This is a genomic window from Methylobacterium sp. E-005 (genome assembly GCF_022829725.1).
In the GTDB taxonomy this organism is placed as follows: Bacteria; Pseudomonadota; Alphaproteobacteria; order Rhizobiales; family Beijerinckiaceae; genus Methylobacterium.
The window spans coordinates 332,404-355,968 of the sequence record NZ_JAKSYG010000256.1 but is presented as its reverse complement, the minus strand read 5'-3'; the positions used below and the strand labels follow the sequence as shown (position 1 = coordinate 355,968).

At 68.5% G+C, this 23,565-nt stretch carries 27 protein-coding genes; 17 read left to right on the top strand and 10 right to left on the bottom strand.

The window, feature by feature from the left end; genetic code table 11:
* The first annotated feature begins 124 nt into the window (after window positions 1-124).
* On the top strand, window positions 125-1,744 hold the full coding sequence (locus MKK88_RS32650) for a gamma-glutamyltransferase family protein (RefSeq protein WP_244007759.1): 1,620 nt from the start codon (window positions 125-127) through the stop codon (window positions 1,742-1,744).
* Window positions 1,745-1,748: 4 nt separating this feature from the next.
* Here the strand turns inward: MKK88_RS32650 and MKK88_RS32645 are convergent, their stop codons facing one another.
* The 7 genes from MKK88_RS32645 to ruvA all read right to left on the bottom strand — a co-directional run bounded on the left by MKK88_RS32645 (window position 1,749) and on the right by ruvA (window position 6,778).
* Window positions 1,749-2,711 carry a hypothetical protein gene (locus tag MKK88_RS32645; protein ID WP_244007757.1) on the bottom strand — a complete coding sequence of 321 codons (963 nt, stop codon included), beginning with the start codon at window positions 2,709-2,711 and terminating at the stop codon, window positions 1,749-1,751.
* An 89-nt stretch (window positions 2,712-2,800) separates the two neighbouring features.
* A complete protein-coding gene (locus MKK88_RS32640) occupies window positions 2,801-3,475 on the bottom strand; it encodes an alpha-ketoglutarate-dependent dioxygenase AlkB (protein WP_244007755.1) in 675 nt (224 codons plus the stop codon).
* Entirely contained in the window at window positions 3,476-4,111 is a 636-nt protein-coding gene (locus MKK88_RS32635; RefSeq protein ID WP_244007753.1) for a 2,3-bisphosphoglycerate-dependent phosphoglycerate mutase, read from the bottom strand. It lies immediately after the preceding gene.
* Window positions 4,112-4,121: 10 nt separating this feature from the next.
* Window positions 4,122-4,919, bottom strand: coding sequence for a 4-hydroxy-tetrahydrodipicolinate reductase (dapB, locus tag MKK88_RS32630; protein WP_244007751.1), 798 nt, complete (start codon window positions 4,917-4,919; stop codon window positions 4,122-4,124).
* 214 nt (window positions 4,920-5,133) lie between these two features.
* The gene (bfr, locus tag MKK88_RS32625; protein ID WP_244007749.1) at window positions 5,134-5,631 is read right to left on the bottom strand and encodes a bacterioferritin; all 498 of its coding nucleotides are present in this window, start codon (window positions 5,629-5,631) and stop codon (window positions 5,134-5,136) included.
* 44 nt (window positions 5,632-5,675) lie between these two features.
* Window positions 5,676-5,951, bottom strand: a complete 276-nt coding sequence (locus MKK88_RS32620) for a bacterioferritin-associated ferredoxin (protein WP_244007747.1) — start codon at window positions 5,949-5,951, stop codon at window positions 5,676-5,678.
* A gap of 209 nt (window positions 5,952-6,160) precedes the next feature.
* Window positions 6,161-6,778 (bottom strand): Holliday junction branch migration protein RuvA, encoded by a 618-nt coding sequence (gene ruvA, locus MKK88_RS32615; protein WP_244007745.1) that lies wholly within the window; start codon window positions 6,776-6,778, stop codon window positions 6,161-6,163.
* Between the two features lie 150 nt (window positions 6,779-6,928).
* On the opposite strand from ruvA, the gene MKK88_RS32610 reads away from it, so the two are divergent.
* From MKK88_RS32610 to obgE, 6 genes are all read left to right on the top strand, one after another.
* Entirely contained in the window at window positions 6,929-7,549 is a 621-nt protein-coding gene (locus MKK88_RS32610) for a YceI family protein (RefSeq protein WP_244007743.1), read from the top strand.
* Window positions 7,550-7,639: 90 nt separating this feature from the next.
* Window positions 7,640-8,044 (top strand): hypothetical protein, encoded by a 405-nt coding sequence (locus MKK88_RS32605; protein ID WP_244007741.1) that lies wholly within the window; start codon window positions 7,640-7,642, stop codon window positions 8,042-8,044.
* A gap of 167 nt (window positions 8,045-8,211) precedes the next feature.
* The gene (rplU, locus tag MKK88_RS32600) at window positions 8,212-8,526 is read left to right on the top strand and encodes a 50S ribosomal protein L21 (RefSeq protein ID WP_244007739.1); all 315 of its coding nucleotides are present in this window, start codon (window positions 8,212-8,214) and stop codon (window positions 8,524-8,526) included.
* An 86-nt stretch (window positions 8,527-8,612) separates the two neighbouring features.
* Complete coding sequence (gene rpmA / locus MKK88_RS32595; protein ID WP_012317134.1) at window positions 8,613-8,879, top strand: 50S ribosomal protein L27; 267 nt, start codon at window positions 8,613-8,615, stop codon at window positions 8,877-8,879.
* Window positions 8,880-9,064: 185 nt separating this feature from the next.
* Window positions 9,065-9,670: a GNAT family N-acetyltransferase gene (locus MKK88_RS32590; RefSeq protein ID WP_244007737.1), complete on the top strand. Its 606-nt coding sequence runs from the start codon at window positions 9,065-9,067 to the stop codon at window positions 9,668-9,670.
* A gap of 86 nt (window positions 9,671-9,756) precedes the next feature.
* A complete protein-coding gene (obgE, locus tag MKK88_RS32585) occupies window positions 9,757-10,785 on the top strand; it encodes a GTPase ObgE (protein ID WP_244007735.1) in 1,029 nt (342 codons plus the stop codon).
* A gap of 74 nt (window positions 10,786-10,859) precedes the next feature.
* On the opposite strand, the gene MKK88_RS32580 is transcribed toward obgE, so the two are convergent.
* Entirely contained in the window at window positions 10,860-12,050 is a 1,191-nt protein-coding gene (locus MKK88_RS32580) for a cupin domain-containing protein (protein WP_244007733.1), read from the bottom strand.
* Window positions 12,051-12,344: 294 nt separating this feature from the next.
* Here MKK88_RS32580 and proB point away from each other — a divergent pair, with 294 nt between their 5' ends.
* The 10 genes from proB to MKK88_RS32530 all read left to right on the top strand — a co-directional run bounded on the left by proB (window position 12,345) and on the right by MKK88_RS32530 (window position 22,159).
* The gene (proB, locus tag MKK88_RS32575) at window positions 12,345-13,460 is read left to right on the top strand and encodes a glutamate 5-kinase (RefSeq protein WP_244007731.1); all 1,116 of its coding nucleotides are present in this window, start codon (window positions 12,345-12,347) and stop codon (window positions 13,458-13,460) included.
* 158 nt (window positions 13,461-13,618) lie between these two features.
* A complete protein-coding gene (locus MKK88_RS32570) occupies window positions 13,619-14,917 on the top strand; it encodes a glutamate-5-semialdehyde dehydrogenase (protein WP_244007729.1) in 1,299 nt (432 codons plus the stop codon).
* 19 nt (window positions 14,918-14,936) lie between these two features.
* Window positions 14,937-15,611, top strand: a complete 675-nt coding sequence (locus MKK88_RS32565) for a nicotinate-nucleotide adenylyltransferase (RefSeq protein WP_313902368.1) — start codon at window positions 14,937-14,939, stop codon at window positions 15,609-15,611.
* 60 nt (window positions 15,612-15,671) lie between these two features.
* On the top strand, window positions 15,672-16,058 hold the full coding sequence (gene rsfS / locus MKK88_RS32560) for a ribosome silencing factor (RefSeq protein WP_244007972.1): 387 nt from the start codon (window positions 15,672-15,674) through the stop codon (window positions 16,056-16,058).
* A gap of 8 nt (window positions 16,059-16,066) precedes the next feature.
* The gene (gene rlmH / locus MKK88_RS32555; protein WP_244007726.1) at window positions 16,067-16,561 is read left to right on the top strand and encodes a 23S rRNA (pseudouridine(1915)-N(3))-methyltransferase RlmH; all 495 of its coding nucleotides are present in this window, start codon (window positions 16,067-16,069) and stop codon (window positions 16,559-16,561) included.
* Window positions 16,562-16,761: 200 nt separating this feature from the next.
* Entirely contained in the window at window positions 16,762-18,111 is a 1,350-nt protein-coding gene (locus MKK88_RS32550) for a peptidoglycan DD-metalloendopeptidase family protein (protein WP_244007970.1), read from the top strand.
* Complete coding sequence (locus MKK88_RS32545) at window positions 18,111-19,451, top strand: S41 family peptidase (RefSeq protein ID WP_244007724.1); 1,341 nt, start codon at window positions 18,111-18,113, stop codon at window positions 19,449-19,451. The genes MKK88_RS32550 and MKK88_RS32545 overlap by 1 nt, the downstream gene beginning before the upstream one ends.
* A 172-nt stretch (window positions 19,452-19,623) precedes the next feature.
* Window positions 19,624-20,859, top strand: coding sequence for a divergent polysaccharide deacetylase family protein (locus tag MKK88_RS32540; RefSeq protein WP_244007722.1), 1,236 nt, complete (start codon window positions 19,624-19,626; stop codon window positions 20,857-20,859).
* Window positions 20,860-20,954: 95 nt separating this feature from the next.
* On the top strand, window positions 20,955-21,506 hold the full coding sequence (locus tag MKK88_RS32535; RefSeq protein ID WP_244007720.1) for an RNA pyrophosphohydrolase: 552 nt from the start codon (window positions 20,955-20,957) through the stop codon (window positions 21,504-21,506).
* 23 nt (window positions 21,507-21,529) lie between these two features.
* Window positions 21,530-22,159, top strand: coding sequence for a DUF2939 domain-containing protein (locus MKK88_RS32530; RefSeq protein ID WP_244007718.1), 630 nt, complete (start codon window positions 21,530-21,532; stop codon window positions 22,157-22,159).
* Window positions 22,160-22,562: 403 nt separating this feature from the next.
* Here the strand turns inward: MKK88_RS32530 and MKK88_RS32525 are convergent, their stop codons facing one another.
* Window positions 22,563-22,919, bottom strand: a complete 357-nt coding sequence (locus MKK88_RS32525) for a photosystem reaction center subunit H (protein WP_244007716.1) — start codon at window positions 22,917-22,919, stop codon at window positions 22,563-22,565.
* A gap of 23 nt (window positions 22,920-22,942) precedes the next feature.
* Complete coding sequence (locus tag MKK88_RS32520) at window positions 22,943-23,371, bottom strand: response regulator (protein WP_244007715.1); 429 nt, start codon at window positions 23,369-23,371, stop codon at window positions 22,943-22,945.
* Window positions 23,372-23,565: the final 194 nt, after the last annotated feature.

The following is a 23,565-nucleotide window of genomic DNA, read 5'->3' as shown; positions in this document are numbered from 1 at the left end:
CGCGGGCCATCAGGCCCGCGTTTTTTCGTTTGCGGTCATGCCGTTTCGGGCCTTCATCGGCCTCGGTTATCCTGTATGCCAAGCGGCGCAGGGGCCGAGAGGCTGCCGAGGCGGGGTCTGAGCCATGAAGCCGTTCGACTGGGCGACCGGGTATCCGTCGCTGCGCATGCCGATTTTCGGACGCAACTGCGTGGCGACCTCGCACGCGCTCGCCGCGCAGGCCGGGATGCAGATGCTGCAGGCCGGCGGCAATGCCGTGGATGCCGCCATCGCGACCGCCGCCGCCAAAACCGTGACCGAGCCGTGCAGCAACGGGTTGGGCTCCGACGCCTTCTGCATCCTCTGGGACGGGAAGCAGCTGCACGGCCTCAACGCCTCGGGCGGCGCGCCGGCAGCTTGGACACGGGACTACTTCCTCAAGAAATACGGGCCGGCCGAGCGGCCGCCGATGCGCGGCTGGGATTCCGTAACCGTGCCGGGCGCGGTCGCCGCCTGGGTCGCGCTGAGCGAGCGCTTCGGCCGCCTGCCCTTCGCCGACCTGATGCAGCCGGCGATCCGCATCGCCGAGCGGGGCTACCTCGCCCCCGTTGTCGTACAGCAGAAATGGGCGGCCGCGGCCGGGGTCGAGGCGATCACCCGTCAGCCGGGTTTCTCCGAGTTCTTCCTGCCGAAGGGCCGGGCACCGGAGGTCGGCGAACTGGTGACCTTTCCCGGCGCCGAGAAGACCCTGCGTCTGATCGGTGAAACCAAGGGCGAGGCCTTCTACCGAGGTGAGATCGCCGAGGCGATCGCCGCCCATGCGCGCGCCAATGGCGGCGCCATGACCGTCGCCGACCTCGCCGCTTACAAACCCGAATGGGTGACGCCCACCGCGCAGGACTATCGCGGCTACACCCTCCACGAGATCCCGCCGAACGGCCAGGGTATTGCGGCGCAGATCGCGCTCGGAATTCTGCAGCATTTCGACCTCGCCGACCTGCCCGTCGATGGGCCGGAGGCGCAGCACCTTCAGATTGAGGCGATGAAGCTCGCCTTCAACGACACCTACCGCTACGTCGCCGACCCGCGCGGGATGGAGGTGACGCCTGAGGCGATGCTCGATCCCGCCTATCTGGCAAGCCGCGCTCAGCTGATCGACCGCAACCGCGCTCAAGTGTTCGGCCCCGGCAAGCCGCCTTCCGGCGGCACGATCTATCTCACCGCGGCTGACGAATCCGGCATGATGGTGAGCTTCATCCAGTCGAACTACATGGGCTTCGGCTCCGGCGTGGTGGTGCCGGGCTGGGGAATCTCGCTCCAGAATCGGGGCTACGGCTTCGTGCTCGACCCGAAGAGCCCCAACGTCGTCGAACCCGGCAAGCGGCCGTTCCACACGATCATCCCGGGCTTCCTCACGCAGGACGGCACGCCGGTGATGAGTTTCGGCGTGATGGGCGGCAACATGCAGCCGCAGGGCCACGTCCAGACCCTCGTCCGGATGATCGATCACGGCCAGAATCCGCAGGCCGCCTGCGATGCGCCGCGCTGGCGTGTGAGCGACGGGCTCGACATCAACGTCGAGGCGGCGATGCCGGCCGTGACCGTCGATCGGCTGAAGGCCCTGGGCCACCGGCTGGAGGTGATCGAGGACAGCTACCAGGATTTCGGCGCCGGCCAGTTCATCTGGCGGATGGGCGATCCAGCCGTCGAGGGCTACGTGGCGGCGAGCGACCCGCGCCGCGACGGGCAGGCCGCGGTCTGGTGAGGCGCTACTTCATCTGCACGCTGTCGATCAGCTCCCGGAACTTGGCGAGGACGCCGGTCCGCTGATCCTCGCGGACGACGCCCAGCGCGCGCAGATAGCCATCCGGGTTGAACCGGATGGTCTGCGAAACCACCACCGGCTGATTGGTGGGCTGATCCGTCGCGCGGGCCACGATTTCGTGCCAATCGACGCCGTTTGAGCGGTAGCTCTGTGCCCGCTCGATCACGAAGTCCTTCAGCGTCTGATTGGAGGCCAGCGCGGCGCGGGCGAAGCCGTCGCGCTGCTCGGCGGTCGGCGGCTGCTGCACGGCCTGCGCCAGGACCAGGATCGGCTGCTCGAGATTCTGCATCTGGTCCTTGGGACCCTGCGTGAGCAGGACCGAATTCCCGGCCAGCACCCGAACGGGGCGGAACCCCGCCATGTCGCCGATCCGGAACGGCAGCGCGTCGACTTGCTGGGTCAGCGTGAGCGCGGGGCGCAGGGTGACGCCGGTCACCATCTTGCGCATCGTCTCCTCGGTCTCGGCGTCGGGCAGGGCCTGCGCGATGACGAGGCCCGTCACGCTCGGCGCGCCGATCACGAGGATCCACTTGCGGATCGCCGGGGTGGACGCGTTGGAATCGGCGGGCTGCTCGCCGGTGTAGAGCATCCCTTCGTTGTCGCCGACCTTGACCTCCTCCCGCTTCTCGACCGCGAAGCCCTGGCTCAGGAGGTTCGCATCGGTGAAGCCGCTGACCATCTCGGCGAAGGCGTTCGGCGGCAGTTCCACCACCGAGACGGTGGCGCCGCCCTCCTTGCGCTCGAACCCCGTGAAGCGCCGCGACAGCGTCATGTCGGCGGGCGGCTCGAAGCCGAAGCGGGAACCCGGCGGGAAGACCGGCTCCCCGGCCCGCGCCGCGGTGCCGAAGACCAGACTCGCGAGGACGAGGGTCCACCCGAAACGCAGCGTCAGGTTCCGCACCAGCATCGACCTTTGTGTCTCCCGGGCTGGTCCCACGGACTTCGCCTCCCGCGATGCGTCGGATGCCGCGCTGCCGCTGTCAAGCACCTGGGAGATCAGGAAATTGGGAGACTGGGTTCCACCCCTCTGCCGGTCCAGGCGCTCACCCGGCGCAGCGTCAGGTTGCAGCGCCCCCCGGCCGGCAGAACACCTGGAAGCCGGTCCTCGGCCAGCAGGTCGGTAGCCTGGTAGAGCCGGTCGACCCCGTGGAAGATCAGCCGCGAGGCACCTCCGATCACGATCGCATCCCCGGCAAGCAGGCGGATCGAGCGGGTCGGGTCGGCGCGCCGCAGGCCGCCAAACCGGAACAGGGCGGGTGCTCCGAGCGACAGGGAGACGACTGGGGCCGAGAAATCCGCCTCGTCGCGATCCTGATGCAGGCCCATGCGGGCGGCCGGATCGTAGAGATTGATCAGGCAGGCTTCCGGAGGCGCAGGATATCCCGCCAGCGTGGTCCAGGCCGCCAGTGCGGTGGGCGGGATCGCGGGCCAGGGCCGCCCGGTCTCGGGATGCATCGTCTGATAGCGATAGCCGTTCCGGTCCGAGACCCAGCCCAGCGGCCCGGCATTCGACATCCGCACGGAGAAGGGTTTTCCGGTGCGCGGCATCCGCGGGACGAAGGGTGGCGCTGCGTCGAGCCCTGCGGCCACCTCGTCGGCGAGGCGCTGACGGGCTGCCGGATCCAAGAAACCCGGATGGTGGATCAGGCCCGGCGCGAGTTCCGTCGCCACTCAGCCGCCCGCCTCGTCCGGAGGAAGCACGCTCTTCTCCGTGACCGTCGTGTCGGCGGCGAGCCGGTAGACCAACGGCACGCCGGTCCTGATCTCGAGATCGGCGACCGCCTCGCTGTCGAGGCGATCGAGCACCATCACGAGGGCGCGCAGCGAATTGCCGTGTGCCGCCACCAGCACCCGTTCGCCGCGCATCACCCGCGGCAGGATCGCCGCGATGTAGAAGGGCAGCACCCGCGCGGCCGTATCCTTCAGGCTCTCGCCGCCGGGCGGGCGCACGTCGTAGGATCGGCGCCACTGATGGACCTGCGCGTCCCCCCACCGCATGCGCGCCTCGTCCTTGTCGAGGCCGGCGAGGTCGCCGTAATCGCGCTCGTTCAGCGCCACGTCTCGCACCACCGGGATGGTGGCGAGACCCATCACGTCGAGCATCAGCGCGCAGGTATGCTGCGCCCGCACCAGCTCGGACGTGAACGCGACGTCGAACGACAAACCCGCCCGCTTCAGCTGGCGGCCTGCGGCCTGAGCCTCCGCAACGCCGCGTGCGGTCAGTTCAGGGTCGCGCCAACCCGTGAACAGGTTCTTGCTGTTGAACGCGCTCTGGCCATGGCGGGTGAGAACCAGAAGGCGTTTCATGGGAGCTCCGTCAGAGGCCGAGCACGTCCGCCATGGAATAGAGGCCGGGCGGCTTCGGATGGGCCCAGAGCGCGGCCTTGACGGCGCCCGTGGCGAAGAGACCGCGGTCGGCGGCGTGGTGACTGATCGTCAGGCTCTCGCCCGCACCGGCGAACATCACGCTGTGATCTCCGACGACCGTGCCGCCCCGCAGGGTCGCGAAGCCGATATCGCCGGGCTTGCGCGCGCCGGTATGGCCATCCCGCGTGGAAACGCGGACAGTCTTCAGATCCACCCCACGACCCTCCGCTGCGGCCTCGCCTAGCATCAGCGCCGTCCCCGAGGGGGCGTCCACTTTCATGCGGTGGTGCATCTCGCAGATCTCGATATCGAACTCGGCGCCGAGGGATTGCGCCACGCGTCGCACGAGTTCGGCCATCAGGTTGATGCCGAGGGACATGTTGCCGGACTGGACGATCCGCGCGTGATACGAGGCCGCCTTCAGCTGCTCGCGATCCGCGTCTGACAGGCCGGTGGTCCCGACGATGTGGACGATGCGGGCCTGGGCGGCCAGTTCGGCAAAGTGAATGGTGGCGGCGGGCGTCGTGAAATCGAGCACGCCATCGGCGGCCGCGAAGGCCGCGAGCGGATCATCGGTAACGGCCACATTCAGGGGCGAAAGGCCAGCCAGCGTTCCCGCATCCTGGCCCAGGGTGGGTGAACCCGGGCGTTCGATCGCCGCGGAGAGCGTGCAGCCCTCCGCTTCCGCCACCGCCCGTACCAGCATCCGTCCCATGCGCCCATCGGCGCCAACCACAACGAGCCGCATCCGGTCTTTGCCCTCGTATCTCGACGGAGGGGGAGCCAGCTCGGCCCCCTCCCCTGTGCCTAGCGGATTCCAACGTGCCGGTCTCACACCGAGGGCCTGAGATGCATGCGCATTGCCCCTCCCCGCAAGGGGGAGGAGAGAGCCAAGCAGCCCGCGATTTGTCAGAATCGAAGTCGCCTGGCCCCTGCCGAACTCCGGCGATGCCGGAGCTGGATCAATCCTTCTCCGGCGCGATCGCCTCAAGCCCGCCGAGGTGGCGCTGCGCGTAGAGCGGCAGGCCGATCTGCTTGATGAGATCCAGCTGTGTCTCGAGGAAGTCGATATGACCCTCTTCGTCTTCGGCCAGCTCCTCGAATAGGCGCATGGACACGCGATCATTGAAGGAGTCGCAGTACTGAGCGGCTTCGAGGTAGAGGCTGCGCGCGCCGTGCTCGGCCGCGAGATCGCATTCGATGACCTCTTGGACGTTCTGGCCGATCCGAAGGGGCTCCAGCTCCTGCAGGTTCGGGAAACCGTCGAGGAACAGGATCCGATCGATGAACCGATCGGCGTGATTCATCTCCTCGATCGACTCCTTGCGCCAGAACTTGGCGAGGTCGATGTAACCCCAGTTGTTCAGCATGCGGAAATGCAGCCAGTACTGGCTGACCGCCGTCAACTCGCTGCGCAGGCCACGGTTGAGATACTCAATGACCTTGGTGTCGCCATTCATGGCCCCCGAACTCCTTGACGTCTTCTTAGGCGGGGGCAGTCACGTCAGGCGGCGACTCCCTCATCCGCAGTTTGGAATAAAACCAAACTGCAAGCCTGAGCGCAAGCCGGCGAGCAGGCATGGCCGCTGCGCGGTTCCTCGTCCTGATGACCGAGCGTGCTGCGCATGATGGACCGGATGGTCTGGGCGCAACGCCCGCATTTCGGGCTGCACCCCAGGCAGGCATAGACCTGTGCGGGTGTGCGCGGACAGCCTGGGCCTGGCGCCAGACAGGACCGGATTGCGCCATCGGAAATGACATTACAAGAACAGACGATCATGCGCGCCGCAGATCCCGCTGTTTCCCAGCACGACCCGCGCGAACGGGCCGGGCCACTCCAGTTCCACCAGTTTAGAAAAGTTGAAAAGTAACGCCTTTTCAATATCTTACCGGTCTCGCTCCGAGATGGCACTCAGCAGCCGCCCGGTCAAGGGACGGGATTTGCCGGGTGCAGACGTCCCTGGGCGCACGCGGTCGGGCGGGGTTTGGTCAGCGGGCGAGTTCCCGCAAACCAAAGCGAATCAGCACCCTTGCCTCGGCGTCGGGACCAGCCTCTTTCAGGGCGGCGGCGATCGCGGTTGCGGCCTGGACCTGCGGGTAGCCAAGATTGACCAGGGCTGACACGGCATCGCCCACGGGACCGGAGGTGGTACCCGACTCGACGGCGCCGGTCAGGGCGACCAGGGCCGGATCGATCGGTGCGAAGGCGGGCGCCTTGTCCTTCAGCTCGGCGGCCAGCCGGGCGGCGAGCCGCGGGCCAACGCCGGGCGCGCGGCTGATCGCGCCCTTGTCGCCCGTCGCGATGGCGCCGGCGAGCGCCTCGGGCTCCAGCACCGAGAGCACACCCAGCGCCACCCGGGCACCGACACCCTGCACAGTCTGGAGCAGGCGGAACCATTCCCGCTCGGCGTCGGACCGAAAGCCGTACAGGCGGATCATGTCCTCGCGGACATGGGTCTCGATCGAGAGGTCCGCCGGTTCGCCGACCTTCGGCATTCGCTGGAGGGTCCGCGCCGAGCAATGCACCACGTACCCGACGCCCGAGACATCGAGGATCACGAAATCCTCGCCGAACGAATCCACGATGCCCTTGAGTTTTCCGATCATTTTTACGCCTGCCCGCTGGAGCAGATTGCCTACAGAAGCGCGCGCGGGTCCGCCAGACGCGCTTGAGCCCGTCCGGACTTCGTGAAATCAGGGGCGCCCCGCCGACCGAGCTTGGCCGACCATCTGCGGGATAACGCTGGGGGGACGACCATGCGCGCGCCACTATTCGCCCTGCTGGGCCTGCTGTCTCTCGCTCCGGCCCGGGCGGCGGACGATCCTGTTCCCGTGGCGCCGAGCGCCGACCCGACCCAGGTACGGCCGGGGGCCTACGTGCTCGATCCGGACCACGGCAAGATCACGTGGTCGGTCTCGCATCTCGGCTATTCGACCTATTACGGTCAGTTCGCCGGCCTCACCGGCACCCTCACCCTGGATCCGAAGGCCCCGGAAAAGAGCCAGCTCACCGTCAGCGTGCCGCTCGGCGGCGTGATCACCGGCAGCCCCCATCTGAACGAGCGCCTCGCGACGCCGGACTTCTTCGACACGGCCAAGTTCCCGGCTGCCAGCTTCACCGCCACCAAGGTGGAGCCGACCAGCCCGACCACGGCGCGCATCACCGGCGACCTGAACCTGCGCGGCACCGTTCGGCCGTTCGCGATCGACGCGACCTTCAACCAAGCTGGCATCCACCCGGTCGACCAGCGCTACACGGTGGGGTTCGACGGGCGGGCGGTGATCAAGCGTTCGGAGTTCGGCATCAACGCTTACCTGCCGCAGCTCGGCGACGAGGTGTCGTTGCGGATCGAGGGCGAGTTCAAGGCGGCGCCGTAGCGGAGCAGACCCATCGGCCGAACGGTTGGCGACGGCCCAGGGACAGGTGTAGGCCACCGCCGTCGCAGCACAGCCAGGAGGTGGCCGGACATGACACAGCGCAGTGTCGCGAGGGGGCGAACGCCGGCCACACATGCGGGCCGCCCTGGCATCGCCATGGTCGTCCTGGTGCTCGCGGGCCCGGCTTTCGCCCAGGCGCCGACCTCGCCGCTCGACAATTACGCCGACGCCGCAACGACGACGATCATCGCAGAGCAATCCTGCCCCGGCGTGCAGATGAAGGCCGGTCAGCTCACGAACCTCCGGCTGGCGGCCCGGGTCAATACCGGACAGGAACCGGCGCTGCAGGAGAAGCTTCGGACGCGGGCGACACAGGTCCGCCAACAGCTCGCCGAGGTCGGTCGGGACGCCTGGTGCGCGAACGCGCTGGCAGCCTTCGGCCCGGAAGGCACCGTCGCCAGGGGCGTCCTCGTGCCGAACCGGTTCGTCCGCTGAGGATTGACACGCGGCCGGCCTGCCCCTACTGACCCCGCATGGCGCGCGGCCTCTCAAGGGGTCCGCGCGTTTCGCGTTGTCCGGGCTCAAGCCCGTTCAATGACTTCAAACAAGAAGCCGGTCCAGGGGCGGCCGCCCCGGAGGCCGTTCGAGAACACGAGAGAACGATGTTCGCAGTCATCAAGACGGGCGGTAAGCAGTACCGCGTCGCCAACAACGACACCATTACCATCGCGTCGCTCGCGGGCGAAGCCGGCGAGGCTGTGACCTTCGGCGAGGTCCTCCTGTTCGCCGACGGCGCCGGCGCCACGCAGGTCGGCGCCCCGACCCTGTCGGGCATCAGCGTCACCGGCGAGATCGTGCGCCATGGCCGCGACAAGAAGGTGATCGCCTTCAAGAAGCGCCGCCGGCAGAACTCGCGCCGCAAGCGCGGCCACCGGCAGGACCACACGGTGGTTCGCATCACCGGCATCTCGGCCTAAAGCCGGCTCAAAGCTGGGCGCGTAACGGTCCCGAGGGATCCCATTCGCGACCGCACCCCGACAGATCAGAATTCGGAGCTCATCCCATGGCACACAAGAAGGCTGGCGGCTCATCCCGCAATGGTCGCGACTCGGAAGGCCGGCGCCTCGGCGTCAAGAAGTTCGGCTCGGAGGCCGTCATTCCGGGCAACATCATCGTGCGTCAGCGCGGCACCAAATGGCATCCCGGCGCGAATGTCGGCATGGGCAAGGACCACACGATCTTCGCGCTGGTACCGGGCCATGTCCGCTTCGAGACGCGCCGCGGGCGCGCCTTCGTCGGTGTTACCCCGCTGGCCGAGGCCGCGGAATAAAAGGCGGGCGCCCGAGTGGCGAAGCTGGCGTCCCGCCCGGTGGCCCACACCGGACCGGAGACGTCGTAGCCGAGCCCCTGAGTGGCCGGATCGGACGGAACACCGGGGAGGATGGGACGCCATCCTCCCCTTCGTCGTCTTGAGGCGATGCCCCGGAGCCGGGCGCATCGCCCTGCGAGGGCACGATGTTCCCCGATCTGACCCGTGACGATGTCTTCCGGATCGAGACGCGGCGGCTTTGGCTGCGCTGGCCGAACGCCAAGGATGTGTCGGCTATCGTGACGCTGGCCGGCGAGCGCGAGGTGGCCGAGATGACGGCCCACATCCCGTACCCGCTCGACCGCCGCACGGTCGACGAGTTCCTCATCCAGGCCCGGGGTGCCAACAGCGGTGGAACGGGCCTGACCCTCGCCCTCGCCCGCCGGGAGGCACCGGGCAGCCTGATCGGGCTGATCGGGATTGCAGGGGCCGAGGGCACGCCGCATCTCGGCTACTGGCTCGGCCGGCCCTGGTGGGAAAACGGGTTGATGAGCGAGGCTGCGGCGGGCCTTGTCCATGCATTCTTCGCCTATGCCGGCGGTGAGCGACTGACGGCCACCACGTCGCCGGAGAATCGCGCCTCGCAACGGGTGATCGCAAAGACGGGGTTCCGCTGGGCGGAACGCCGTTCGACCCCGTGCCCGGCGCGGGGCGGACCGCGGCAGCTGGACTGGTTCGGCCTGGACCGCGCCGAATGGGCCGAGCGCAAGGCGACAAGGGCACCGGCTCCCGATCTGGCGCTGGCCTCCTGAGCGACTGGATCGGCACAGGGCTGTGCCGCATCTTATATCGAGCGCGGGACCGCTTCCGAGCGGCCCGCAGGCATGAGAGACGACCCGTGAAATTCCTCGACGAAGCCAAGGTCTATGTCCGCTCCGGTGACGGCGGTCCCGGCTGCGTCTCGTTCCGGCGGGAGAAGTTCATCGAGTTCGGCGGCCCGAACGGCGGCGATGGCGGTCGCGGCGGCGATGTCTGGGTGGAGTGCGTCGAGGGGCTCAACACCCTCATCGACTACCGCTACCAGCAGCACTTCAAGGCCAAGAAGGGCGAGCACGGCATGGGCTCGAACTGCCACGGCGCCAACGGGTCCGACACGGTCCTGAAGGTCCCGGCCGGCACGCAGATTTTTTCGGAGGACGGAGAGACCCTTCTCGCCGACCTGACCGAGGTCGGCCAGCGGATCCGGCTGGCCAAGGGCGGCAATGGCGGCTTCGGCAACGCCTACTTCACCACCTCGACCAACCGCGCGCCGAAGCACGCCAATCCGGGCCTGGAAGGTCAGGAGATGTGGATCTGGCTGCGGCTGAAGCTGATTGCCGATGCCGGTCTCGTCGGCCTGCCCAATGCCGGCAAGTCGACCTTCCTGGCGAGCGTGACGGCGGCGAAGCCGAAGATCGCCGATTACCCGTTCACCACGCTGCATCCCGGCCTCGGCGTCGTCCGCTCGGATGGGCGCGAATTCGTGCTGGCCGACATTCCCGGCCTGATCGAGGGGGCGCATGAGGGCGTCGGGCTGGGCGACCGGTTCCTGGCCCATGTCGAGCGCTGCCGGGTGCTGCTGCACCTCGTCGACGGCACCACCGAACATGCCGGCAAGACCTACAAGCTCGTCCGCGGCGAGATCGAGGCCTACGGCAACGGGCTCGCCGAGAAGCCCGAGATCGTGGCGCTTTCCAAAGCCGACGCCCTCGACGCCGAGACGCTCAAAAGCCAGGTTGCCAAGCTGAAGCGCGCCGCTGGCCGCGCGCCGCTGGTCCTGTCCTCCGCGAGCCGGAGGGGCGTGCCGGAGGCGCTGCGGGCACTCCAAGCCGAGATCGACGCCAGCGCCGAGGCGGACAGGGCGCCTGTGGCGGCTTGGCAGCCGTGATCAGCCTGCAAGCCCGAACGTCCGGCGGGGCTTCGGACACGTAGCCCCGCCGGATCGCACGTGGCTCGGGCCGATCAGCCCTGCTTCAGCTTGGTGAGTGTCTCAGCCGGCACCCCGGCGAAGTTGTTGGCCAGAAGATAGTTCGGGCTGGCCTTGATCCAGGCGTCGAGGTCGATCTCCTCGAACTTGCCGTTGTCCCAGGTCTGGATGATCTCAAGATCCTCGTCGCCGACGTTCTTGATCGCGTGCCCGAAGCCCATCGGGATGTAGGCCACGTCGCCGGGCGAAAACTCCGCCACCTTGCCGCGGCCGCCCGAGCCGAACAACGCCACCTGACCCTTGCCCTTCAGGTAGAAGTGCCACTCGTTGGCATTCACGTTCCAATGGAATTTGCGCATCTGGCCGGGCCGGATCGTCATCACGCCGCCCGACATCGACTTCGAGACCGGCCATTCGTCCACCGTCGCCAGCCGGAACGTGCCACCGTCGAAGTCGCGCACCGCCCGCGGATCCTTGAGCAGCCGGAACTTGTGTGTGGATTCCTTGGGCCAGGGTGCGTCGAGCGCCTGCGCGATCGGGATCACGGGGCCGGCCTGGATGTAGGCTTCGCCCTTGGGGAAGGCGTTGAGGGCGTCCTTCGGCAGGCCGAAATCGAGCGCCAGCATATCCTTCGGTGACACGTCGACCCAATCGGTGATCGAGAAGGTGCCGTGCTCGGAGAAGGCGCCGTTATCGAACGACAGGATGAAGTGGCAGGGCTTGTCGCCGATCGTCTGGATCGAGTGGCCGTGGCCCTTCGGGAAGAACCAGAGGTCGCCCGGCTCGTAGTTGTTGATCTCGCTCGCCCCGGACGGGTCGAGCACCACGGTCTGGCAGCGCCCGTCGATCACGTAGGCCCATTCCGCCGCGATCGCGTGCCAGTGCAGCTCGCGCGACGCGCCGGGATCGAGGAACATATGGACGCCCGCGATCCCCTTGCTGATGGGGAACTGATGGACGGTGGCCTCCTTGGCCCAGCCGCCCGACGTGATTTTCGGAACGTTGCCGTCGAGGGAGAAGCGGAAGTCGGGCATGGCGCCGACATCCTTCGGGTCGTGGTAAGCGACCTCTGCCCCCGGGGGCAGCTGCTGGACGTCGCGGCCGAAGCCGCCGGCCCCCGGCGCCCCGTGGTCGGTCGCCGCCGCGGCGGCTTGCTGCGTGAGAGCGACGAGACCGCTCGCTCCGAGAGCGGCGGTCCCGAGAAACGCGCGTCGATTCGCGTCCATCGTATCTGTGTCCTGTCTGTCGGCGGAACGGGAAGCGAAATACCGCCCGGGTCACGCACCGCCGCGCATCCGGCGGCACGCTTCTGCGCCGCAATATAGATATTTGGCATGCCACATACTCACTAGATCGTGAGGGATGGACTATGCGCCTGGGACGTACCGAACCGGCGGCGATCGAGATCCGGACCTGTCTCGGGTTCGGCGGCACGCAGCACCGTGTTGCGCATGAGGGCGGCTGTTCAACGGTTTCGTCTTCGTTCAAACCGCGTCCCTGCCTCCGTGTTCGCCCGAATCATGATCCCTGCCCTCGAAGATTTCCGCCGCATCGTCATCAAGGTCGGATCGGCGCTCCTGGTCGATCGCAATGCCGGCCGCCTGCGGCATGCCTGGCTCGCAGCCCTGGCCGAGGACATCGCCGAGTTGCACGCCCGTGGTGTCGACGTGCTGGTCGTGTCCTCCGGCAGCATCGCGCTGGGGCGCACGGTGCTGGGCCTGCCGCCCGGTCCCCTGCGGTTGGAGGAGAGCCAAGGTGCGGCCTCGGTGGGGCAGATCACCCTGGCCCGGCACTGGGCGGAGGCGCTCGGCCATCACGGCATCGTGGCCGGCCAGATCCTGGTGACGCCACAGGACACGGAGGAGCGCCGCCGCTACCTCAACGCCCGGGCAACCGTGCTGAAGCTCCTGGAGATGCGCGCCGTGCCGGTGGTCAACGAGAACGACACGGTGGCGACCTCGGAGATCCGCTACGGCGACAACGACCGCCTCGCCGCCCGGGTCGCCACGATGATCGACGCCGACGTGCTGGTCCTGTTCTCGGACATCGACGGCCTCTACACCGCGCCGCCGAATAGCGACCCGAATGCGCGCCATCTCGCGGTCGTCGAGCGGATCACCCCGGAAATCGAGGCGATGGCGGGCGGACCGGCTTCCGAGCTGTCGCGGGGTGGCATGCGCACCAAGGTCGAGGCGGCCAAGATCGCCGTGTCCGGGGGCACGCATCTGGTGATCGCAGACGGGCGGGCTAAGAACCCGCTGAAGGCGGTGCGTGAGGGAGCGCGGTGCACGTGGTTCCTGTCCGGGTCCACGCCGACGGCGGCGCGTAAGACTTGGATCGCCGGGTCCCTCGAACCGCGAGGGGCGCTCACGATTGATTCCGGTGCGTTGAAGGCCCTGCGGGGCGGCGCCAGCCTGCTTCCGGTCGGCGTCCGGGCCATCGAGGGCAGCTTCTCCCGCGGCGATGCCGTGGAGATCCGCGACCCGGAGGGCCGGGCCCTGGGTCGCGGCCTCGTCGCCTACGACAATGCCGAGGCCGCGCTGATCATCGGTTATCCGAGCGCCCGGATCCCGGACGTGCTCAATTATCCCGGTCGCGCCTGGATGGTGCATCGCGATGACTTGGCATTATTCTAAGACTGCTATGACCGACCTGCATTCGTTTCAATCGCCCGGCGTCAATTAGTGTTGTCTTCGGTGCTGCGGCACACTTGTCGATGCGCCGCACGATGTGCGAATACGCCCGTCTGCCCTGTCGTGCCGATGAGCGGCCGTCGCGAAACGAGGACGCCAGCGTGCCCGTCCTGAACCTGAGATCGGACTTCGCCGAGGCCGACGCTTTGCCGGAGCAGATGGCGGCGATCGGCCGCCGCGCCCGGGCCGCCGCCCGCCGGATGGCGCTGGCCTCGGCGCAAACCAAGGATCTCGCCCTCAAGGCGATCGCCTCACGGCTGCGGGCCAACGGGGATGAGGTCCTGGCCGAGAACGCCCGGGATGTGGCGGCCGCGCAGAAGGCCGGCCAGAGCGCCGCGCTGATCGACCGGCTCACCTTGGATCCCGGCCGCCTCGCCGCCATGGCGGACGCGGTGGAGAAAATCGGTTCGCTGGCCGATCCGGTCGGACGCCAGCTCGCTGCCCTGGAACGGCCGAACGGCCTGCTGATCGAGCGCATTGCGGTGCCGCTCGGGGTCATCGGCGTGATCTTCGAGAGCCGGCCCAACGTCACGGCGGATGCCGGAGCGCTCTGCCTCAAGGCCGGCAATGCCGCGATCCTGCGGGCGGGCTCGGACAGTCATCGCAGCGCCATGGCGATCGCCCGGGCGATGAGCCTTGGACTGGCCGATGCCGGTCTGCCCGCTGACGCGATCCAGCTTGTGCCGACCCGCGACCGGACGGCGGTAGGTCTGATGCTGTCAGGCCTTGACGGCTGTGTCGACGTGATCGTGCCCCGGGGTGGTCGCGGCCTTGTGGCCCGCGTCCAGCAGGAGGCGCGTGTACCGGTCTTCGCCCATCTCGACGGGATCAACCACGTCTACGTCGCGGCCGGGGCCGACCTCGACATGGCGCGGACCGTGCTGCTCAACAGCAAGATGCGCCGCACCAGCGTCTGCGGGGCCGCCGAGACCCTGCTGGTCGACCGCGCCTGCGCGGGCACGCATCTCGCGGCGCTCGTAACCGCACTGCTCGAGGCAGGCTGTGCCGTGCGCGGCGATGCCGCCGTGCAGGCGGTCGATCCCCGGGTGACGGCGGCCACCGAAGAGGACTGGCACACCGAGTACCTCGATGCGGTCATCGCGGTCCGCGTGGTCGACGGGATCGGTGCGGCGATCGAGCATATCGAGACCTACGGCTCGCACCACACCGACGCGATCATCACGCAGGATGACGTCGAGGCGACCCGCTTCCTGGCGGAGGTCGATTCGGCGATCGTCACCCACAATGCCTCGACGCAATTCGCCGATGGCGGCGAGTTCGGGTTTGGCGCCGAGATCGGCATCGCCACCGGGCGGATGCATGCCCGCGGCCCGGTGGGCGTCGAGCAGCTCACGACCTTCAAGTATCGGGTCCACGGCAGCGGCCAGATCCGTCCGTGACGGCGGCGCAAGGCCCGGCGTGCGGCTGAACCTGCCGCCGACCGCCCCCGGCATGCGGATCGGCCTCTACGGCGGATCCTTCAACCCCGCCCATCTCGGTCACCGCCACGTGACCCTGATGGCGCTGCGACGGCTTGAGCTGGATCGCGTCTGGTGGCTGGTGAGCCCGGGCAACCCTTTGAAGAGCCGCAACGCGCTTCCGACCGTTGCGGAGCGTTGCGCCCAAGCGCAGCGGATCGCCCGGCATCCACGCATTGCGGTGACCGGCGTGGAGGCGGCGCTCGGCGTGCGCTTTACCGTTCAGACGTTGCGCTTTCTCAAGCGGCGCTGCCCCGGAATTCACTTCGTGTGGCTCATGGGCGCCGACTCGCTGGGCACATTTCACCGATGGAAAGGCTTTTCGGACATTGCGCGCCTGATGCCGATCGCGGTCATCGACCGGCCCGGCTCGACCATGACGCCGCTCAGCGCCCGGGCCGCGAAGCGCCTCGCCGAGGCGCGCATTCCTGAGACGGCCGCGTCGACGCTCGCGCTCCGTCGGCCGCCCGCCTGGACCTTCCTGCACGGGCCGCGATCGAGCCTATCCTCGACAGAGATCCGTAACGGTATGCGGGGACGCGGCCGGGACGCGGCGCCAGCGCGGTTGCAATCGCCGCCCGATACCGCCAATTCCAGGGAATCCTGCGGGGCGTGACACCGCTGCGCGGCACCACGAGGAACTAGGACGCTGCCCGAAACCAACCACACGGAGTCGATCCGCCCCCCCGTTCCTGCCCCGGGTGAACCCGGTCAGGCGCGCTCTGACGACCTCAGGGCCCTCGCGCTCGAATGCCTCGACGAGATGAAGGCTGAGGAGACGATCGCGATCGACTTGGCCGGGAAGACGTCGCTGGCCGACACGATGATCATCACCTCGGGCCGGTCGCAGCGGCACGTTGGCTCGATCGCCGACAAATTCATCCAGGAGATGAAGAATCGCGGATACGGCAACGCTCGGGTCGAGGGCATGCCGGCCTGCGACTGGGTGCTGATCGATGCGGGCGACGTGCTGGTGCACATCTTCCGCCCCGAGGTGCGCGGCTTCTACAACCTCGAGAAGATGTGGGGTGCAGATCGGCCGGTCGGCCTCGCGGTCGGTTAGGCCGGCTTTTGCGCCTCCTGCTGGCGGCGGTCGGGCGGCTGAAAGCCGGCCCTGAGCGCGAGTTGGCGTCACGATATCGCGAGCGCGCCGCGCAGGTAGGCCGCGGGCTCGGCTTCCCTGCCTGTGACACCGTCGAGATCCCGGAATCCCGCGCGCGCCGCGCCGCCGACCGCTGCGCCGAGGAGGCGGCGGCCCTGGGCGTCCTGCTCCCGCCCGGCGGCGTCCTGATCGCCTATGACGAGCGCGGACGGGCCGACCTCCCGAGCGAAGCCCTGGCGGAGCGTGTTGCCGGTTGGCGGGACGCGTCGCGACCGGCGCTGATGGTGGCGATCGGTGGCCCGGACGGTCTCGACGCCTCAATTCGGACGAAGGCGGAGCTGATTCTGTCGTTCGGGGCGGCGACCTTGCCCCATGGACTCGTGCGCGTGCTCGCCCTCGAACAGATCTACCGCAGCCTGACCATCCTGGCCGGTCACCCCTATCACCGGGGCGAGGCGGGCTGACCGGCGTGGCGCGGATTCATGTCGACACCGATTGGGCAGGGCGGGCGCGGGACGCTGCACGCCGTCTTCGCACCGACAATCCCACCCATCCCCCGCATCCTGAGGCACCCGGGTCAACGGGCCTCGAAGGAGGCTCCCAGGCGTGGCAAAGCCATCTGGTGGTCCCCTTCGGGGCCCGCGCTCCGCGCCGATTCCTCAGGATGAGGGGGATCGATGGGAGGAGCCTGCGCCGAGGCCTGCCCGTTCTCTTCCTGGTGGCCACCTGCCTCGCTGCGCCGCTGCACGCCGAGCCCCCCGCCCCCTCAGATGCCGAGGCGGCGCAAAAAGCCAACGAAGAACGCGACCGCCGCGCCGAGAATCTGAAGCGCGTGCAGGATGCCCTCGCGGCCAGCACCAGCCAGCGCACCCAGTTCGAGGCGGAAATCGCCGCGATCGGTTCGGACCGATCCAAGCTCGATTCGGCGTTGCTCGATGCCGGGCGGCAAGCGCAGGCGACCGAGGAGCGGCTGAGCCGCCTGGAAGAGCGCCTGAAAGCCATGAGTGAGAGCGAGGCCGCTATCCGGCGTTCGCTGCAGGCACGGCGCAGCGTCGTCGCCGAGATCTTGGCGGCGCTCCAGCGCATGGGCCGGCGTCCGCCGCCCGCGGTTCTCGTGAGCCCCGAGGACATGCTGGCTGCCATCCGGACCTCGATGCTGCTCGGGGCCGTGGTGCCCGAGCTGCGCGGCGAGGTCGACACGTTGGCCGCTGATCTCGCCGAAATGATCCGCCTGCGTGGCCTGATCGCCCAGGACAAGGAAGGCCTGGCCAACGACCTTGCCGGCTGGGCTCGGGAGAAGCAGCGCCTCGAAGCCCTCGTGGCAGCGCGGCGCGCCCGTCAGGCCGAGGTCGAAAGCGGTCTCAATGCCGAGCGCCGCCGCGTGGCCGAACTTGGCGCCCAGGCCAAGAGTCTCAAAGATTTGATGGATCGGACCGAGGCCGCGGACGCTGCGGCCAAGCGCTCGGCCGAGGAGGCCAAGGCCGCCGCCGAGCGCGAGGTGAAGGCGACGCAGGAGCGATTTGCCGCGGCCGGTTTCCGCGACCCGGCGCGGCTGGCACCGAAGGTGCATTTCGCCGAGGCGCGGGGCGAAGTGCCGCGGCCGGTGAGCGGAAAGTTGGCGCGCGGCTTCAACCAGCCCGATGGCAATGGTGGAACCTCCCGCGGCGTGTCATTCTCGACCCGTCCGAAGGCGACTGTCTCCTCCCCGGCCGACGGTTGGGTGCAGTTTGCGGGTCCGTTTCGGTCCTATGGCCAACTCTTGATCATCAACGCGGGCGACGGCTACTATCTTCTGCTCGCGGGGATGGAACAGATCAGCGTCGAGGTCGGCCAGTTTGTGCTCGCGGGCGAGCCGGTCGGCAGCATGGGCGAGAAGGGCGCGGGCTCCAGCGGGTCCGAAAGCGATCCCACCCTGTACGTCGAGTTCAAGAAGGACGGCGGCTCCATCGACCCGGAGCCGTGGTGGGCGAAGAGCCCGAATAATACGGTACTTGGCGAGAAGGTTCGCGGCTGATGCGCAAGACTTCCCTGATCATGCTGGGCGCCTTTCTGGGTGCCGGCACCTCCATGGTGGCGACCCAGACCGACTTCCTGTCGGGCCCGCGCGCCATCGCTGCCTCGGCCGAGACCTATCGCCAGCTCAGCCTGTTCGGCGACGTGTTCGAGAAGGTCCGGACCGACTACGTCGAGAAGCCCGACGAGTCGAAGATGATCGAGGCGGCCGTCAACGGCATGCTCTCCTCGCTCGATCCGCATTCGAGCTACATGGACGCCAAGGCGTTCCGCGACATGCAGACGACGACCCGCGGCGAGTTCGGCGGGCTCGGCATCGAGGTCACCATGGAGGACGGCCTGATCAAGGTCGTCACGCCGATCGACGATACCCCGGCCGCCAAGGCGGGACTGCTCGCCAACGACGTGATCACGCAGATCGACGACGATCAGGTTCAGGGCCTCACCCTGAACCAGGCGGTCGACAAGATGCGCGGCCCGGTGAACTCCAGCGTCAAGCTCAAGATCAGCCGCAAGGAGTCCAAGGAGCCGATCGACGTCACGCTCACCCGCGACGTGATCAAGATCAAGCCGGTGCGTTCCAAGGTCGAGGGCGGCGACGTCGCCTATATCCGCCTGACGCAGTTCAACGAGCAGACCTTTGACGGCATGCGCGCCGCGATCGATAAGCTCACGAGCGAAATCGGGGCCGACAAGATCAAGGGCTACGTGATCGACCTGCGCAACAACCCGGGCGGCCTGCTCGATCAGGCCGTGATGGTGTCGGACGCGTTCCTCGATCGCGGCGAGATCGTCTCGACCCGCGGACGCAACCCGGACGAGACGCAGCGCTTCTCGGCCAAGGCCGGCGACCTGACCAAGGGTAAGCCCGTGGTCGTGCTGGTGAACGGCGGCTCGGCCTCGGCCTCCGAGATCGTGGCCGGCGCTCTGCAGGATCACAAGCGCGCGACCATCCTGGGCACGCGCTCCTTCGGCAAGGGCTCGGTGCAGTCAATCATCCCGCTCGGCGGCTCCGGCGCCCTGCGGCTCACCACGGCGCGCTACTACACGCCGTCGGGCCGCTCGATCCAGGCGAAGGGCATCGAGCCCGATGTCGAGGTGACGCAGGACGTGCCGGACGAGCTGAAGGGCAAGGACGAGACCAAGGGCGAGGCCGGCCTGAAGGGTCACCTGAAGCAGAAGGATACCGACGAGCGGGGCGGTTCCTCCGCCTACGTCCCGCCGGATCCCGCCAAGGACAAGCAGCTGATCTCGGCCGTCGACTTCCTGCACGGCATCCAGAAGGGCGCCGCCAACGGCACGCCGAGCGCGCAGCAGCCGCAGAAGCCGATGCCGAACTGATCTCCAGAGCCAGGAACGGCGTATCGCGAGCCCGTCCGGATTGACTTCCGGGCGGGTTTTTCATGTCCGGACGTGAAACTTAGCGGATCGTTAACCATACCCGACCGCAATGGTGGGCAGGATCCGCGTCGTCCCGGCGCGATAGGAATCGCGATTCCGCATCGAGCGCCGCTTGACCGAATCCACCGACGATATCCTTACGCGCCCCCTCGGGGTGCCGAAGGCGAAGGCCCCGGAGCAGCCCGGCGGGCGGTTCGCGCGGGCCAGCGCGGCCTTGCGCCGGCCGAAGGTCGCCGCAGGCGCAATTGCCGCAGCCCTCGCTGTCTCGATCGGCCTCGTCCTCGCGCTCGGCGATCCCCAGGGCGGCGAGCCCCGTGCGGAGGCGAAGATCGTCATCCGCGAGGCTACGGCGCGGCCCGTCGCACCGGTCGCTGCTGCGGAGCCGCAGGTCGCCACCACAGCGTCGGGGCAAGGACAACTTCAGCGCAGCGCGGAAGAGATCGAGACGGCATCGGGCGTCACCGTGGTGCGTCCGCTCGGCTCCGGCCCCACCGACGCTGTGGTCATTCGTGTTCCGCCGCCGAGCGCACCGCGTCTGGCCGCCGCCCCGGATCCCCGAATCAGCGAGCCCGGTCGGCACGGTGTCATGCCGAAGCTCGGCGAGGGTCGGGTGCGAGCGCTCGATGTCTATGCCCGCTCCGAGGAACCCGGAACGGGCCCCCGCATCGCCATCGTGGTGACCGGCCTCGGCGTCGGACAGGCCGCGACGGCCGGCGCTACGGCCCGTCTGCCGGCTGCCGTCAGCCTTGCCTTCCTGCCCTACGGCGGCGAGGCCGAGCGTGCCGCCGCCCGGGCCCGCGATGCCGGGCACGAGGTCTTCCTCCAGTTGCCGATGGAGCCGTTCGACTATCCGGACAGCGATCCCGGCCCGCAGAGCTTGCTCACGACCCTGAAGGGTCCCGAGAACGCCGACCGCCTCGCCTGGGCGCTCGCCCGCTTCCCGGGCTATGTCGGCATCGTGAACTTCATGGGATCGAAGCTGATGGCCGATTCCGCCTTCGAGCCGATCCTGCGCGAGATCGGCGCAAGGGGCCTCGGCTTCCTCGATGACGGGACAGGCCCCAAGCCGGCAACCGTCCCCGTCAACAAGAACCGGACGCCCCTCGCCCGCGCCGAGATCGTCCTCGATGCGACCCCCCGGGCCGATGCGATCGATGCGGCCCTGGCGCAGGCTGAAGCGCGCGCGCGCGCCAACGGCTTCGCCCTCGTCTCGGCCAGCGGCGCCGCGCTCACCGTCGATCGAATCGCGCGCTGGGCACGGGACCTCGATACCCGCGCGGTAAGGCTGGTGCCGGCCAGCGTGGCGTTGCGCGGTGCCCGCGACAAACGCGTTTCCACGGCCGATTGAGTGCGAGCTTACGCGAATCCCGCCGAGATAGATTTCGCAGCGGCGCCGCGATCCCGAGACCACGGTGGCGTTGCCGCGGCCGGCGCCGCTGACCTATGGTCCGGCCCATGACGACTGATCAAAATCCGGGCACCCTGGCCTACCGTCCCTGCGTGGGCGTCGCGCTGATCGCGCGATCGGGCGGCGTGTTCATCGGTCGCCGGAGCAAGGATGCGGGACCCGAGCACGTCGCCGGACCGCATATGTGGCAGATGCCGCAGGGCGGAGTCGATCCGGGCGAAGATCCGGAGGCAGCGGCCCGCCGGGAACTCTACGAAGAGACCAACGTCCCGCCGGACGCGATCCGCAAGCTCGCGGAGATCCCGGATTGGCTCCCCTACGATCTTCCGCCCGATGTCGCTCAACAGGCGTGGAAGGGGCGCTATCGCGGGCAGACCCAGAAATGGTTCGCGTTCGGCTTCGAGGGCCAGGAGGACCTGATCGACGTGCTCCAACCGGGCGGGGGAGCCCACAAGGCGGAGTTCGACGCGTGGCGGTGGGCGCGATTCGCCGAGTTGCCGGAGTTGATCATTCCCTTCAAGCGCCCGGTCTACGAGCGCGTCGTGGCGGCTTTCTCGAGCCTCGAACATTGGGCGGACGCGCGGTGACGCGTCGGCCGGGGGGCTGAGCGATGCGTTGGCTCGCGATCCTGCTCGGGCTCGCCCTTGCGTGGCTCGCCTACACCATGAGCCCGCTCTGGTCGCTCTACGATTTCGCCCAGGCGGTGCGCCGGCATGACACCGCGTATATCGAGAGCCACGTCAACTTCCGGACGCTCCGCTTGTCCCTCGTGCGCCAGATCACGGCGGCAATGCGGACCGCATCGGAGGGCGATCCGGACCTTGAGCCCCGCGACCGCCAGCGCCTCGGTGATGCGGCATACGGGCTCGCTCTCGCCCTGTCGGAGACGATGATCACCCCCGATACGGTGATCGACCTGCTCGCCAACGGCTGGCCAGACAAGCTCGATCTCGAGCGACCGGCTGGAACGCGTCCGGAGGGGCTGACGATCCGCAGCTTCGGGCGCCTGTTTCCCTATTTCACCGCGATGGAGATGCGTGGCTTTCGCGCGGTGGTGATGCCGATCCCCCCGGAGGCGCCCCGCGGTGAGCGTACGCGCATCCGGTTGCGGCTGCGCGGGCTCACGTGGCGCTTGGTCGACATCGAGATGGCCGACACGCTGCGCGATCAGATCGCCGCCAAGCTCGGCAAGGCGCTCGCCCGGGCGAAGATCGGGGCGAATGCCGGGGAGGAGCGCTGAGGGCCGAACGCCGCGGTGCAGGATGCTGGGTGGCGTGCTTCACCGCTTCGCGACGCAAGCCCCGATCGTCGCGCATTCGCGTCGGCCCAGCGTCGGTCGCGGGTCGCTACCCCGTGCGTGAGGAGTCAGCTTTCGCAGAAGGCCGGGTGCGTGAGCGGGTCCATCCGGATGCGGCGCACGCATTCAGCGCAGCGACGGCACGCTTTGTCCTGAGCGATCTCGTCCCTCACCCAACCCTTTCCCGCACGGGAGAGGGGGCAGGCCGCTCTGCCGCGGGCCTCTCAGTCGGACCCAGAAGGGTGGACATTCTAGCCCGCACGGGGGAGAGCCCCCCGCCTCACTCGGCCTATGGCCCGATCGTCGTGTGCGATCGCGTCGCAAACGCGCACGGCGCCACGCGCCGTCACTTCACCTTCGGAGCGCCGGCATCCTTCGGCTCGCGCGCCTCGCTCAGGCTCTCGGCCTTGTCCTCGTCGGTGTCACCGCCCTGCTCGATGGTCTTGGCGGGATCGGCCAAGAGCGACTTGGCGACACCGAGGAGCACCTCGCACTCGCCGGGGAATTTGTACGTGTCCAGTACGATCGCGGCATCGCGCAGCGTGCGCAGATCCCGGACCAGCTGCGCATTGGCGTCCGACTTCAGCTCGCTCTTGGCCGCGATGGCCTCCTCGATCTGAGCCCCCTTCACGTCGCAAGCCGCTTGGGCCGGACCGGCCGAGAGCGCCAGGGCGAAACCGAGTGCGGGAAGAGAGCGCCACATGGCGGGGGTCCTCGGAGATCCAGTCAGGCGTGAAGGAGGGCGGCGTTCAGCACGTCGCGGGTGAGCGCCACGATCTGGCTCGGGCGATAGGGTTTCGGCACGAAGACCGCGCCGGGGACGGCGTCGCGGGCCGACAGGCCATCCCGGCCACCGGAGGTGTAGATCACCGGAAGGTCCGGGCAGAGGTCGCGGGCGCGGCGTGCGAGGGCGAGGCCGTCCGTGTTGCGGGCCAGATCGATATCGGTGAAGAGCATGTCGACGCTCTCATTGGCCAGAATCGCCTCGGCCTGCCACGCATCCGCGGCCGTCAGGACGCGATAGCCGGCGTCGAGCAGCGTTTCGGCGGCCAGCTCGCAGACGTTCGGCTCATCCTCGACGACCAGGATCGTTGTGGCGGACTGGTCCGGCACGGGCATGGACAGGCAGGCAAACGCGGCAGCGAACGGAACCATGACGCAACTCCCACTCACCCGGCGGGGGCGCGGTATCCCCCGACCAGATCGCAGGGGCAACGGCCCCTCCCGACACGGTGTTCACCCTGTTTCGATCGAATTGCACGGGTTTGGTGAGCGGGGCGTTAACCGCCCTCCAATGCCCCTAAACGAAGCGATCCAAGTGGTTAACAAGACGTTACCGGCGTCGAACC